Source organism: uncultured Friedmanniella sp., from assembly GCF_964244285.1.
GTDB lineage: Bacteria > Actinomycetota > Actinomycetes > Propionibacteriales > Propionibacteriaceae > Microlunatus.
Genome location: NZ_CAXTHT010000018.1, coordinates 1 through 14,444, shown reverse-complemented (window position 1 = coordinate 14,444; position 14,444 = coordinate 1). Strand labels below are relative to the sequence as shown.

Below are 14,444 nucleotides of genomic sequence, written 5' to 3'. Positions count from 1 at the left end.
ACTCGAAGGGGAGGGGCGATGGGCGCCTACGCGGAGGCCTACCGACGCAGTCTGGACGACCGGGACGGGTTCTGGGCCGAGCAGGCCCGCGCGGTCGACTGGTTCCGCCGACCGGCCACGGTCTTCGACCACGACGCGGGTCCGGTCGGCCGGTGGTTCCCCGACGGCGTCCTCAACACCTGCTACAACGCGTTGGACCGGCACGTGGTCCGCGGCATGGCCGACGAGCCGGCGCTGATCTTCCACTCCGCCTACACCGGCACCCGCCGCAGCTACACCTACGCCGAGCTGCTCGAGCGGGTGGCCCAGCTCGGCGGCGCCCTGCGTGAGCTCGGCGTCACCCGTGGCGACCGGGTGGTCATCTACCTGCCGATGATCCCCGAGGCGGTGTTCGCCATGCTGGCCTGCGCCCGGATCGGCGCGGTGCACTCGGTCGTCTTCGGCGGGTTCGCACCCGCCGAGCTGGCGCAGAGGATCGACGACGCCGAGCCGACGGTGGTGATCACCGCGTCCTGCGGCCTGGAGCCCAGCCGCGTGGTGGAGTACCTGCCCCTGCTGGACGCCGCCCTGGACCGCAGCCGGCACCAGCCCGACTGGTGCCTGGTGCTCCAGCGCGAACAGGCCCCGGCTCAGCTGAAGCCCGGACGTGATCTCGACCTCGCCGCCTTGATGCGGCCCGGGCAGTTCCCGCCGGCGGAGTGCGCACAGGTCGCGGCGACCGACCCGCTCTACATCCTCTACACCTCCGGCACCACCGGAAAGCCGAAGGGCATCGTCCGCGACCACGGCGGGCACGCGGTCGCCCTGACCTACTCCATGGGTGCCGTCTACGACATCGGCCCCGGTGACGTCATGTTCACCGCCAGCGACGTCGGCTGGGTGGTCGGGCACTCCTACATCGTGTACGCGCCGCTGTTCGTCGGCGCGACCACCGTCCTGTACGAGGGCAAGCCGGTGGGGACGCCGGACGCCGCGGCCTTCTGGCGCGTGGTGGCCGAGCACCGCGTCAAGGCGCTGTTCACCGCGCCGACCGCACTACGGGCGATCCGCAAGGTGGACCCGGAGGGGAAGCTGATCGGGCGCTACGACCTCTCGAGCCTGCAGACGCTGTTCCTGGCCGGCGAGCGACTGGACCCCGAGACCTTCCGGTGGGCGGGGGAGCGGCTAGCCGTCCCCGTCGTCGACCACTGGTGGCAGACCGAGACCGGCTGGCCGATCGCGGCCAACCCCCGCGGCCTGGAGCCGTTGCCCCTGGTCGCCGGATCGCCCTCGGTGCCCGTGCCCGGCTTCGACGTGCGGGTGCTCGGCGCCGACGGGACCGAGCTGCCCGCCGGGAGCGAGGGTGCGATCTGCCTCCGGCTGCCGCTGCCGCCCGGCACCCTGCCGACCGTGTGGGGCGACGACGACCGCTTCCGGCGGGGCTACCTCCAGGCCCACCCCGGCTACTACCTCAGCGGCGACGGCGGCTACGTCGACGCCGACGGCTACCTGTTCGTGATGGGCCGCACCGATGACGTGATCAACGTGGCGGGCCACCGGCTGTCGACCGGGGCGATGGAGTCGGTGCTCGCCTCGCACCCGGCGGTCGCCGAGTGCGCGGTGATCGGGGTCGCCGACGAGCTGAAGGGCCAGCTGCCCCGCGGGCTGGTGGTGGTGAAGGAGGGTGTCGACATCCCGGCCGAGCGGCTCGCCGCCGAACTGGTCGCCCTGGTCCGGGCCGAGATCGGACCGTTGGCCTCCCTTCGTCGCGTCGACGTGGTGGCCGCCCTGCCCAAGACCCGCTCGGGCAAGGTGCTGCGCCGCACCATGCGCGAGATCGCCGACGGCCGGCCGGGCCCGGTCCCCTCGACCATCGAGGACGCCTCCGTGATCGAGGCCCTCCGTCCGGTCCTCGCGCCCTGAGCCGGGCTCAGCGCGCGGTGGTGCAGCATGAGCCGGTGCACACCCTGACTCCCGCCCAGGCCGCCGACCTGCGGGCCGCGTTCACCGAGCACCGCTACGGGGTGGACGCGGTCGTCGACCGGATCGGTCCGGTAGCGCACGCCGCGCTCGGCCGCAACAGCACGGTCGCGGGCGTCCGGGCGTTGGGGACCGACCGCGACCCGCTGGCGGTGCTGACCCGGCTGTGGCTGCTGCAGCAGACCGTGCCGGCGGACGCGCTGGAGGCGGCGCTGCCCGGACTGGTCGACCCGCTCACCGCCGCCGGCGTCCTCAGCCGGGGTGACAGAACAATCAGGGCTGAGGTCGACGTCCGCCCGTACGCCAGTGACGACGGCGCGAGCGGCTGGGTGGTCTCTGACCTGTCGCCCAACCTCGACACCGAGACCCGGCCGATGAGACCCGACTTCGTCCTCGGCGTGTCGTCGGCGTCGACCACGCTGGCCCAGCTGACCCTGCGCCGACCGGTCGGGCGAGCGCTCGATCTCGGTACCGGCTGCGGGGTGCAGAGCCTGCACCTGGCCCGGCACGCTGATGCGGTCGTCGCCACCGACCTCAACCCGCGCGCCCTCGAGCTGGCCCGGCTGACCATGATCATCAACGGGCTCGAGGGGGACAACGGGCTCGACGTCGACCTGCGGGCCGGCAGCCTGTACGAGCCGGTGGCCGGGGAGCGCTTCGACCTGATCACCACCAACCCGCCGTACGTGTTGTCGCCGCCGCGGACCGATGCCGACCGGCTGGCCTACCGCGAGGGGACGTGGACCTCCGACGGTCTCGTCGAACGGATGGTCCGCGACGGCCCTGCGCACCTGAGCGACGGCGGCACGCTCCAGGTCCTGGCCAACTGGGCCCTCGTCGAGGGCCAGGACTGGACCGAGCGGATCGACGGCTGGCTCGCCGAGAGCGGGTGCGACGCCCACGTCGTCCAGCGCGAGGTGCTCGACGCCTGCGCCTACGTCGAGCTGTGGCTGGCCGACGCCGGCCTGGCCGGGTCGCCGGACTACCGCCGTCGCTACGCCGAGTGGCTGGACTACTTCGAGGCACTCGGCATCGAGGCCGTGGGGATGGGCTGGCTGCTGCTGCACAAGGCCGGCCGCGACGACCCGTGGCGGCGGGTCGAGGAGTGGCCGTACGGAATCGAGCAGCCGATTGCCCCCGCCCTGGCCGCCGAGCTGACGGCGGTCGCCCGGGTGCAGACGCTGACGGACGAGGCGCTGCTGGCCCACCCTTGGCGGCTCGCGGCCGACGTGGTCGAGGAGACGACGGGCCTGCCGGGGGCCGCCGACCCGCAGCACCTGGTGCTGCGTCAGCAGCGGGGCTTCCGCCGGGCGATCGAGCCCGGCACAGCGTTCGCGGCGGTGCTCGGGGCCTGCGACGGCGACCTCGCCCTGGACCGGCTGATCAGCACGGTGGCCGGTCTGCTCGAGGTCGACGCCGACGCGCTGACCGCCGAGCTGCTGCCTCGCGTCCGTGTCGCGGTGGTCGACGGTTTCCTGTCCTGAGCGTGTCCGCGTGCGCGGCGGGGGTGGACGGCGGTCGTAGAGTGAGCGCGCCGAGCCCCCGAGCGGGGGGACGGCGCACCGATCCGCGCGGGAACCGCCGTGGGGAGGGCCGAGTTTGGCCTGGTACGGCCAAGAGACAGGAAGCAGCGTGGCAGGCAAAGCAGGTGGCAAGCGGCTCGTGATCGTGGAGTCGCCCACCAAGGTGAAGACGATCGCGGGCTACCTCGGGGACGGTTATGTCGTCGAGTCCAGCCGCGGTCACGTGCGGGACCTGCCGACCGGGGCCGCCGAGGTCCCGGCCAAGTACAAGGGCGAGAAGTGGGCCCGCACCGGTATCGACGTCGACCACGGCTTCGAGCCGATCTACGTCGTCAGCCCCGACAAGCGCGCCACCATGCGCACCCTCAAGGACGCGCTGGCCGGCTCGGACGAGCTGCTGCTGGCCACCGACGACGACCGCGAGGGCGAGGCCATCGCCTGGCACCTGCTGCAGGAGCTGAAGCCGAAGGTCCCCGTCCGCCGGATGGTGTTCCGCGAGATCACCCAGCAGGCTATCGCCGACGCCGTGGCCAACCCGCGCGAGCTCGACACCGACAAGGTCGACGCCCAGGAGACCCGCCGGATTCTCGACCGGTTGTACGGCTACGAGGTGTCGCCGGTGCTGTGGAAGAAGGTGATGCCGCGGCTGTCGGCCGGCCGCGTCCAGTCGGTGGCGACCCGGCTCGTCGTGGACCGCGAGCGGGAGCGGATCGCCTTCCGCTCGGCCTCGTACTGGGACCTGGACGCGGTGCTCGACGCCGGAGCCCCCGCCGACCCGCCGCTGTTCGGCGCCCGGCTGACCCACGTGGGCGAGCGTCGGGTGGCCCAGGGTCGTGACTTCGACAGCCACGGCGCCCTCGGCACGAAGCCGGGCGAGCAGCTGGTCCACCTCGACGAGACCGCAGCGCAGGCGCTGGCCACCGGACTGCGCGGTGCGAGCTACGCCGTCCAGAGTGTCGAGTCCAAGCCGTACAGCCGCAAGCCCTACCCGCCCTTCCGCACCACGACGATGCAGCAGGAGGCCGGTCGCAAGCTCGGTTTCACCGCGCAGCGGGCGATGTCGGTAGCCCAGGACCTTTACGAGGGCGGGTTCATCACCTACATGCGTACGGACTCCTCGGTGCTGTCCCAGACCGCGATCACCGCCGCCCGCAACCAGGTCCGCCAGCTGTTCGGCGCCAGCTACCTGCCCGACAAGCCGCGCGTCTACGCGAGCAAGGTCAAGGGCGCGCAGGAGGCGCACGAGGCGATCCGACCCGCCGGCGACGCCTTCCAGACCCCGGCCCAGACCAAGCTGACCGGTGACCAGTTCCGTCTCTACGAGCTGATCTGGATGCGCACCGTCGCCTCGCAGATGAAGGACGCCGAGGGTCAGTCCATCACCGTCCGGATCGACGCGACCCGCCCGGCCGCCGAGGTCTGCCGGTTCACCGCGTCCGGCCGCACGATCACGTTCCACGGCTTCCTCAAGGCCTACGTGGAGTCCCACGACGACGACTCGGCCTCCGACGACGCCCAAACGCGGCTGCCGCAGCTGGCCCAGGGCCAGTCCCTGCGGCCCGACAGCGTCACCGCCTCCGGCCACGAGACCCGGCCGCCGGCCCGCTACACCGAGCCGTCGCTGGTAGCCAAGCTGGAGGAGCTGGAGATCGGCCGGCCCTCGACCTACGCCTCGATCATCCGCACCATCACCTCGCGCGACTACGTGTTCAAGAAGGGGTCGGCGCTGGTGCCGACCTGGCTGGCCTTCGCGGTCACGCGGCTGCTGGAGGAGCACTTCCCCAAGCTGGTGGACTACAAGTTCACCGCCGAGATGGAGCAGGTCCTCGACCAGATCGCCGAGGGTCACGCGGCCCGGCTCGGAGTGCTGACCGACTTCTACTTCGGCTCGCCCGAGGGCGATGGTGACCGTGCGAGGGGGGACCACGAAGGGCTGCAGCGGCTGGTGTCGGAGCTGGGCGACATCGACGCCCGCAAGCTCTCCACCTTCCCGATCGGGGACCTGGAGGACGAGAGCGAGATCGTGGTCCGGGTCGGGCGCTACGGCACCTACGTCGAGGACGCGGAGGCCCGTCGGGCAGGAGTCGACGACGAGCTGCCGCCCGACGAGCTCACCCTCGAGCTGGCCCGCGAACTGCTGAGCAAGCCGATGGGCGAGGAGCGTGAGCTCGGCGTCGACCCCGAGACCGGCAACACCGTGGTCGCGCGCAACGGCCGCTTCGGTCCCTACGTGACCGAGCTCCTCCCCGAGGACGCGCCGAAGAACGCGAAGGCCCGGACTGGTTCGCTGTTCGCCTCGATGAGCGTGGAGACGGTCGCGCTGGAGCAGGCGCTGGAGCTGATGAGCCTGCCGCGGGTGGTCGGCCTGGACGGCGACGGCCTCGAGATCACCGCCCAGAACGGCCGCTACGGCCCCTACCTGAAGCGCGGTACCGACTCGCGGTCGCTGACGGGTGAGGACCAGATCTTCTCGATCACCCTCGAGGAGGCCCTGGCCATCTACGCCCAGCCCAAGCAGCGGGGCCGGGCCGCCGCGAAGCCGCCGCTGAAGGAGCTGGGCCCCGACCCGGTCTCCGGCGCGCCGATGGTGATCAAGGACGGCCGCTTCGGGGCGTACGTGACCGACGGCGAGTTCAACGCGACCCTGCGCCGCGACGACGAGATCGAGACCATCACGCCCGAGCGGGCCGCGGAGCTGCTGGCGGAGAAGCGGGCCAAGGGTCCGGCACCGAAGAAGCGCGCCCCGGCCAAGAAGTCGGCCCCGGCGCGCAAGACGGCGGCGAAGAAGGCTCCCGCCAAGAAGGCCGCGGCGAAGAAGGCCCCGGCCAAGGCGCCGGCCGCGGAGGCCGGAGCGCGCTGAGCCGTCAGGACGGGGCTCGGTCGGTGTGCCAGGCTGACCCCGTGCCCCGGGAAGCGTCGTGACCGAACGTCGGGGTGGCATCGCGTCCGGCTGGCCGGCCGAGCGTCCGACGCAGGAGCGTTCGCCGGCCGAGCGGGCCGCCCCGCTGGTTCCGACGCCGGCGCCCCGCCGCGTCCGGCCGCCCGGCCAGCGGCTGTACGACATGCCCTACAGCGCGGTCGAGCCGCGGCTGGTCAACCCGGCGTTCGGGCTGCGCAACCTGGTCACGCGGGTCGGTCACAACGCTGCGTACGAGATCGACGTCACGCTGCTGGACGCTCCGGATCACCGACTGATCCGCTCCGGCGTGCTGCTGGCGCACCGGGTGCTCGACGGCCGCGGCGAGTGGTACCTGACCGCGCCCGACTGGCAGCCGCTGCTGCCCAAGGACCGGATCGAGACGATGGGTCACGCCGACCTGCCCGAGGAGCTGGCCGACCTGATCCGGCCGCTGCGTCGCCGTGCCGCGCTGGGACCGGTGGCCGCGCTGCGCTGCGACCGGCGCGAGTTCGCGCTGCGCGCCGACCACGGGGCGACCGTCGCCCTGCTGCGCGACGACAAGGTGACGGTGCGCCGGGGTGGTTTGACCACCGCCCGCTACCGCGAGGTGATGCTGACCCCGGTCGGGCCGGGGCTGGACGACGAGCAGACAGCGTGGCTGGACCGGGCGCTGGTGGGTGCCGGTGCCACCGAGGTGACCCGGTTCCCGCGACTGGTCACCCGGCTGGGTGCTCCGGCGACCAGCCCGAGCGACGTCGGCGAGCCCGGACCGTTCGAGCCCGACGGCTCGTTCCGCAGGTTCGTCGGCCAGCTGGTCGGCCTCCGGCTGCGCCGGATGGTCGAGGCCGACCTGGCCGTCCGCGGCGGCGACCTGCGGGCGTGCGAACGGCTGGTCGACCAGGCCCGGTTGCTGCAGGCCGAGCTGGCCGGCGTCAGCCTGGCGCTGGCGGCCAGCTGGCCTGAGGAGGTGGCCGACGAGCTCGAGTGGATGCTCCCCGGGCAACCACTGACGGCCGCCCAGCTGGCGACCCGGATCCGGGGCGAGCGCTACCTGGCGCTGCTGGACCGGCTGGTGGCCGCGGGACGCGGGCCGCGGGCCGCCGACAGCACCAACGGCACGGCCGCCCAGGTGGTCGCCCGGCTGGTGCAGACGGCACTGGATCGAACTCAGGTCGCCGTCGATGCCTCGACGGTCGACCCGGAGGACCTGGCGGCCTGGGACGAGGTGCGACGGGCGGTCGGCCTGGTCGACGCCGCGGCTGCCGTGGCGGTGCACGTGCTGCCCGACCGCGCGGCCGCGGTCAGCCGCCGGCTGGCCAAGCCGCGCCGGCTCCTGGCCCGGGCCGCCGCCGGCCACCTCGCCGCCACCGAGGTCGCCGGCCTCACCCCGGAGCAGGCGTTCGCGGCGGGCCGCGTCTACGAGCAGGCCTTGGAGCAGACCCGGCAGGCGCGGACGGCGTTCGTCAGGGCCTGGACCAAGGCCGGCCGGAAGCTCACCGGGTGAGCGGGGCGTTCGTCGTCTTCGAGGGCGGCGACGGCGTGGGCAAGACGACCCAGGTGGACCGGCTCTGCCGCCGGCTCGAGAGGACCGGACGCGAGGTCGTCCGCACCTTCGAGCCCGGGGACTCTCCGGCGGGCCACCGGATCCGTGCTCTCGTGCTGGACCCGGCGACCGGCGACCTGGACCCGCGTGCGGAGGCCCTGCTCTACGCCGCCGACAAGGCCCAGCACCTGCACGCCGTGGTGCGACCCGCGCTGGACCGCGGTGCGGTGGTGGTCTGCGACCGCTACGTCGACTCGATGCTCGCCTATCAGGGCGCCGGTCGGGTGCTGGCGGCGGCCGAGGTCGAGCAGGTGGCGCGGTGGGCGACCCAGGACCTGCGTCCGGACGTGACGGTGCTGCTGGACGTGGACCCCCGGCAGGCGGTCCAGGCCAAGGCCGATCTCGACCGGGTCGAGGCGGCCGGGCTGACGTTCCACGAGCGGGCCCGCGCGCACTTCCTGGAGCTCGCGGGCCGGGACCCGTCACGGTACCTGGTGCTGGCCGCACGCCGCGGCCGCGACGAGCTGGCCGAGGAGATCTGGCTCCGCGTCCAGCGGGTGCTGTCCCGCGCCGGAGGTGGGGCGGTAGTGTCACCGCGCTCGGGCAGACTTGAGCCGTGACCAGCGCTCCCGCCCCGACCCCGTCCCCGGCCGCGTCGGTGATGGCTTCCGGCGTCTGGGCCGATCTCGTCGGACAGGACGCCGCTGTGGCCACACTGCGCCGGGCGGTGGCGGGCGAGCCGCACGCGATGAGCCACGCCTGGCTGGTCACCGGGCCGCCCGGCTCGGGGCGCTCGAACGCTGCGCGTGCGTTCGCGGCGGCGCTGCAGTGTCCCGACGGCGGCTGCGGGGTCTGCACCGAGTGCCGGACCGCCCTCTCCGGTGCCCATCCCGACGTGACCCTGGTCCGGACCGAGATGCTGTCGATCGGGGTGGACGAGGTCCGGGACCTCGTGCGGCGGGCGGCCATGAGCCCGACCCACCGCCGACGCCAGGTCATCGTGGTCGAGGACGCCGACCGGGTCACCGAGCGCGGCGCGGACGCCCTGCTCAAGAGCATCGAGGAGCCGGCGCCGCTCACGGTGTGGGTGCTGTGCGCGCCGATGCCTGACGACGTGGTGGTGACCATCCGCTCACGCTGTCGCAGCCTGGTGCTGCAGACCCCGGGCACGGCTGCGGTGGCGGCCCTGCTGCAGCAGCGGGACGGGGTGGAGCCCGAGCTGGCCGCGTACGTGGCCCGGGTCGCCCAGGGTCATGTCGGCCGGGCCCGGGCGCTCGCGCGGGACGAGGGGGCGCGGCAGCGGCGTCGTCAGATCCTGCAGATCCCGGCCGAGCTGCACGACCTGGGAGCCTGCCTCACCGCGGCGGCCACCCTGGTGGAGGCCTGCGCAGCGGAGGCGACGGCAGCGACGGCGGCCGTCGACGCCCGCGAGCGCGCCGCGCTCGAGGAAGCGCTCGGATTCGGCACCCGGGGGGCGCGGCCACGCCAGGCACAATCAGCCATGAAAGAGCTGGAAGACCAGCAGAAAGCGCGGGCGAAACGCTTTCAACGTGACGCTATCGATCGTGCTCTGACAGAGTTGACCGGCTTTTACCGCGACGTTCTCAGCGTTCAGACGCGGTCCGGTGCGCCGCTCGTGAACAGCGATCTCGAACCGTCGGTGAAGGTGCTGGCGCGGCGCTCCAGTGCCGAGGCCACCCTGCGCCGCATCGACGCCCTGCTGGGGTGCCGGACGGCTCTGGAGGGCAACGTCGCCCCGCTGCTGGCCGTCGAGTCCACCCTCATCGCTCTGGTCGAAGGATGAGCAGACATCACGCGGGGACTCGAATTTCCACGGCAGGTGCAGTAACGTTGCCCTCGGTTGCCGGAGGGGACGAACCCCCGAGCGTCCTCTCCGACAACTGAAACCGTAGATCGACCCGAACCCCAGGGCTGGTGCCCTGGGGTTCTGTCGTCCCCGGGCCCGATCCCCGCAGGGGGCTTCCGAGCCGGAGATGCGTCGTGGCCGGGTGAGCGGGCCACGCCACGTACCGCCTTTCGAGCTCCGCTCGGACGCTGCGGATGGCGACTATCCGAAGATCGACCGCTCGATCACGGGTCCAAGGCCGCACTGATCGCCCGTGATTGCTTCGGAATCAGTCGTCGACGTCCAGCCGGATCTGGCCCCGCGCAAGGGGTTGCGCCCAGAGGGGCGCGACCTCTACCTTGATCCCGGTCCGTGATCGGTTCGTGATCGAACGGTGTTGAGAGCGTGACCTGGTAGGACCTGACTGCTGCTCGGGCCAGCAGTCGGGACGCGGGTCCGTCACGTCGAGCTTCGCTGGACGGGCTCCCTGGTCGAGACGGTCTCGGGCGCAGCGAAGGCGGAGGAACCAGCGGCGCCCTGGGCTCAGGGCGCCTGGGGTAAAGCGTATTCCCGGGACATTTTCCGGGGCCGCCGGGCACCTGATCGTCCGAACCCGTCAGCTAACTTCGCAGACGTCAGTCAGGAAAGGTGAGACGTTGTCGACGTCACTTGCGCGGGCCAGTTGCCGCATCCTCAACCCTCTTCTTCGTCGCGTGGTCGGCATCTTCGCCGCGGTGGCTCTGGCCGTGGGTATCAGCGCCGCCGGGGCTGCCCCCGCGAGTGCGAAGACCGTCTGGGACAAGGTCGCCTCGTGCGAGAGCGGAGGCCGTTGGAAGATCAACACCGGCAACGGCTACTACGGCGGACTGCAGTTCGCCTCCCGGACCTGGAAGGGCTACGGCGGCGGAAAGTACGCGGGCAAGGCCAACCACGCCAGCAAGCCCGAGCAGATCGCGATCGCCCGGCGGGTGCTGGCCGGGCAGGGTGCCGGAGCCTGGGCCAGCTGCGGGCGGCGTGCGCACCTGACCAAGAGCAACGGCAAGGCGAACAAGCACGCCACCCCGTCGACGAACCCGGGCGCGAAGAAGAAGGCGGTCAAGAAGAAGACCGTCAGCTGGACCAAGAAGGCGGCCTCCGGCTCGAAGCACCAGGCCGGCACCGCTCGGGTCCGCCAGGGCGACACCCTCGCCAAGATCGCCCGCCGCTACTCGGTCAAGGGTGGCTGGAAGGGCTTGTGGAAGATGAACAAGAAGTCGGTGCCCGACCCGAACCGGATCAGCATCGGCGAGGTCCTGAAGATCGCGTAGACGTTCCCTGGCGCGGGTGGGACCTGCCCCCCAGTACGCCCACCCGTGGAAGCCCGGCAGACCCGCATCTGCCGGGCTTCCGTTCTCCCGAGGCGCTTTCTCTTCTCGCGGGGGCGACTTAGTCTGGGCCGGTGGCCCGGGTGATGGCAGTCTCGTTCGAGCGCTACGGGCGGCTCTACTACCTCGACCCGGGCGAGCGCGACTACCGCGTGGGTGACCGGGTGCTGGTGCCCACCGAGTCCGGACCCGAGGTCGCCGAGTGCGTCTGGGCGCCGGAGTGGGTGGAGGACGGTGGTTTCTCGGACCTGCCGCAGTGTGCGGGAGTGGCCGAGGAGGCGCACCTCGAGCGCGACGCGACCAACCGCCGGCGCCGCGCGCAGGCCAAGCTGGTGGCCAAGCAGCTGATCCGGGCGCACGAGCTGCCGATGAAGGTGGTCGGGATCGACTACGTCGACTCCGGCGACAGCTACGACGAGCTGACCGTCGTCTACTTCACGGCGCCGCAGCGGGTGGATTTCCGGGTCCTGGTCGGCGAACTGGCCCGGGCGCTACGGACCCGGATCGACCTGCGTCAGGTCGGCTCACGCGACGGCGCCCGGCTGACCGGTGGCCTCGGCAGCTGCGGCCGGGACCTCTGCTGCGCGACGTTCCTCAAGGACTTCGAGCCGGTGAGCCTGCGGATGGCCAAGACGCAGGACCTGCCGCCCAACCCGATGAAGATCTCGGGGGCCTGCGGCCGGCTGATGTGCTGCCTCAAGTACGAGCACCCGCTCTACGTCGAGTTCGCCGAGCAGGCGCCCCGGGTCGGCGCGAAGGTGAGCACCCCGGACGGCGACGGCGTCGTCGTCGGCCACTCCGTGCCCGCCGACGCGGTGCTGGTCCGGATGAATGCCGGTGGCACGGTCTCGAGCTGCTCCCGCGCCGGCGTCTGCGGCTCCCGCGAGGTCTTCGCCACCCGGACCGCGCCCCTCCCCGAGCCCGAGGGGCCCCCCGCCCCGCCCCGCAAGCGCCGCCACCGCCGCCACCAGGACCCCACCGCTTCCTGAGCCGTCGCCGTTCCCTGAGCCGTCGCTGTTCCCTGAGCCTGTCGAAGGGCGCCACGTAGGCTCGCACCATGCCCGCCGCGCCCCGACGTCAGCGGCGGGCCGTCCTGACCGTGCTGCTCGCCGTCGGCCTCGCCGCCTGCTCGGCTCCTGCTCCAGCCCCCGAGCCGGCGCCGTCGCCACTGGTCACCCCGACGGCGCTGCCCTCGCCGTCGGCCACGGGTCGTCCGGTCCAGCCGGTACCAGACGTCCGACCGGCCGGGTTCACCGACCCACCTGCGGGTTCGGGCCTGGACCGGTACCGCCGGCAGGCGCTGCGCTGGCGGCCCTGCGCCAAGGGGGTGAGCTGTGCCTCCGTCTTGGCCCCGCTGGACTACGCCGACCCGGACGGGACGGCGATCACCCTGGCCCTCGCCAAGCGCGACGCCACGGCGCCCGACCGGCTGGGCACGCTGTTCGTCAATCCGGGCGGGCCGGGCGGCTCCGGTCGCGGCTACGCCGCCGGCTTCAACGCCAAGGGTCTCGAGCGCTACGACGTGGTCGGCTGGGACCCGCGAGGCGTCGGTGCGTCGACACCGGTGACCTGTTTCGGCTCCGCCGAGCTGGACCGGTACTTCTCCGTCGACGTCTCACCGGACGACGCCGCGGAGGAGCAGCGGCTGCAGGCCGAGAACTACGCCTTCGGTACCTCGTGCCTGGCGCGTTCGGGTTCGCTGCTGGAGCACATCTCCACGGCGGCGACGGTGCAGGACCTCGACCTGCTCCGCGGCCTGGTCGGGGACGCGAGGCTCAACTACCTCGGCGCCTCCTACGGAACCCAGATCGGCGCGCTCTACGCCCAGACCTACCCAGACCACGTCGGCCACCTGGTCCTCGACGGCGCCGTCAACATCTCCGGCGACAAGGTCAGCCAGATCGAGGGATTCGAGCGCGCCCTGACCCACTTCGCCGCGTGGGCCGCGACCGCCGCCGGGCGCCCGCTCGGAGCCGGCCAGACAGAGGTCCTGAGCCGGGTCCGCACGCTGCTGACCGGTCTGGACGGCCGTCCGCTGCCGGTGGGCGACCGGCAGCTGAGCCAGGCCCAGGGCGTCCAGGGAGTCGTGGACCCGCTCTACGAGCGCGACGACTGGCCGCGGCTGCTCAAGGCTCTCGAAACGGCCGAGAAGGGGAACGGGCGCGACCTGCTGGAGCTGGCCGACGCGGGCAACTTCCGCAGCAGCAACGGCACCTACGGCCAGATCGTCGACGCCTTTCCGGCCATCCGCTGCCTGGACAGCCAGGACACCAGCGTGGCTGCGGCGGAGCGGGAGGCCAAGCGGGACGGCGAGTTGGCGCCCCTGCTGGGCCCGTTGGCCGGCCCGGACCTGGTCTGCCCGCTCTGGCCGGTCGCCCCGGCGCCCAAGGAGCCGAAGATCACCGCGACGGGGGCCCGGCCGATCGTCGTGGTGGGCACCACCGGCGACCCGGCCACCCCGTACGAGGACGCGGTGGGCATGGCCCACCAGCTGAGCTCCGGCGTCCTGGTCACCCTCGAGGGTGAGGGGCACACCGCGTACGGCCAGAGCAGCTGCATCCGTGGTCTCGTCGACGCCTACCTCGTCCAGGACCAGGTTCCGCCCGACGGTGTCCGCTGTACCTCCTGACCCTCGCGACCCGTCCTGAGCCTCATCACAGCGTCCTGAGCCTGTCGAAGGCCCACGCAGTGGTTACGCACGTCCCCTCATCGGTCAGGTGGGCTCGCCGTAGCTGACCGCTGAGGTGCCGTTCCCGGCCCCGTCGTTGTTGGTTGCCGTGAAGGCGTAGGTCACCCCGCCGCCGGCGGCCAGACCCACGGTGACCAGCGTCGCGCCGGCGAGCCAACGCCGGGTCCGCCAGTGCGTGGGCGTCTTCTCGGGTTCGGTCGCGCTCTGCGCGCCTGGGGCGCCCTGCTCGGGCTGGGGGGCCTGGTTGTCGGTCATGGGAGTCACCCTTCGGGTCGGCGGGTCGTTCGAGTTCGGCGTGGTGGATGCGCCTCCCGGGCCCCGTCGAGCCCGGGATGCGCACGCCCCCAGACCACCGGAGCCGCCTGTGCCGGACACGGACCAGGGCTGTGAGCAGGCTGCGAGCCCGCGTCCATCCGCTTCGACTAGAGCTCCGCGGCTCGATATAGTGGGCGACCGTGCCACGCGGCCCCGGCCGCGGCGCACTCGCCGCCTTAGCTCAGATGGCAGAGCAACGCACTCGTAATGCGTAGGTCCGGGGTTCGATTCCCCGAGGCGGCTCAGCGTCAGTGTATGCCTTCGGGTGATGGTTGACATGGCTGCTGCGGTTGATGTTTTACATGG

General features: G+C 72.5%; 10 protein-coding genes, 1 tRNA gene and 1 riboswitch. Of the genes, 10 read left to right on the top strand and 1 reads right to left on the bottom strand.

Translation table 11 applies throughout. The features are described from left to right. Positions 1 to 18: 18 nt before the first annotated feature. The 9 genes from ACFE7W_RS20140 to ACFE7W_RS20100 all read left to right on the top strand — a co-directional run bounded on the left by ACFE7W_RS20140 (position 19) and on the right by ACFE7W_RS20100 (position 13,763). Positions 19 to 1,902, top strand: coding sequence for a propionyl-CoA synthetase (locus tag ACFE7W_RS20140; RefSeq protein ID WP_375426615.1), 1,884 nt, complete (start codon positions 19 to 21; stop codon positions 1,900 to 1,902). 35 nt (positions 1,903 to 1,937) lie between these two features. After that, entirely contained in the window at positions 1,938 to 3,443 is a 1,506-nt protein-coding gene (locus ACFE7W_RS20135; RefSeq protein WP_375426614.1) for a methyltransferase, read from the top strand. A 148-nt stretch (positions 3,444 to 3,591) separates the two neighbouring features. Then, entirely contained in the window at positions 3,592 to 6,342 is a 2,751-nt protein-coding gene (gene topA, locus ACFE7W_RS20130; protein WP_375426613.1) for a type I DNA topoisomerase, read from the top strand. Between the two features lie 58 nt (positions 6,343 to 6,400). Then, positions 6,401 to 7,885, top strand: coding sequence for a hypothetical protein (locus tag ACFE7W_RS20125; protein WP_375426612.1), 1,485 nt, complete (start codon positions 6,401 to 6,403; stop codon positions 7,883 to 7,885). Further along, entirely contained in the window at positions 7,882 to 8,544 is a 663-nt protein-coding gene (gene tmk / locus ACFE7W_RS20120) for a dTMP kinase (protein WP_375426611.1), read from the top strand. Before ACFE7W_RS20125 ends, tmk begins: the two co-directional genes overlap by 4 nt. Positions 8,545 to 8,585: 41 nt before the next feature. After that, on the top strand, positions 8,586 to 9,728 hold the full coding sequence (locus ACFE7W_RS20115) for a DNA polymerase III subunit delta' (protein WP_375426631.1): 1,143 nt from the start codon (positions 8,586 to 8,588) through the stop codon (positions 9,726 to 9,728). Between the two features lie 526 nt (positions 9,729 to 10,254). Next, positions 10,255 to 10,420, top strand: a riboswitch (cyclic di-AMP (ydaO/yuaA leader). A gap of 63 nt (positions 10,421 to 10,483) precedes the next feature. After that, on the top strand, positions 10,484 to 11,077 hold the full coding sequence (locus ACFE7W_RS20110) for a transglycosylase family protein (protein WP_375426610.1): 594 nt from the start codon (positions 10,484 to 10,486) through the stop codon (positions 11,075 to 11,077). A gap of 131 nt (positions 11,078 to 11,208) precedes the next feature. After that, entirely contained in the window at positions 11,209 to 12,123 is a 915-nt protein-coding gene (locus tag ACFE7W_RS20105; RefSeq protein WP_375426609.1) for a stage 0 sporulation family protein, read from the top strand. Positions 12,124 to 12,191: 68 nt separating this feature from the next. Then, positions 12,192 to 13,763, top strand: coding sequence for an alpha/beta hydrolase (locus tag ACFE7W_RS20100; RefSeq protein ID WP_375426608.1), 1,572 nt, complete (start codon positions 12,192 to 12,194; stop codon positions 13,761 to 13,763). Between the two features lie 84 nt (positions 13,764 to 13,847). Here the strand turns inward: ACFE7W_RS20100 and ACFE7W_RS20095 are convergent, their stop codons facing one another. Beyond that, entirely contained in the window at positions 13,848 to 14,078 is a 231-nt protein-coding gene (locus ACFE7W_RS20095; RefSeq protein WP_375426607.1) for a hypothetical protein, read from the bottom strand. Positions 14,079 to 14,308: 230 nt separating this feature from the next. Here ACFE7W_RS20095 and ACFE7W_RS20090 point away from each other — a divergent pair. Next, positions 14,309 to 14,381, top strand: a tRNA-Thr gene (locus ACFE7W_RS20090). Positions 14,382 to 14,444: the final 63 nt, after the last annotated feature.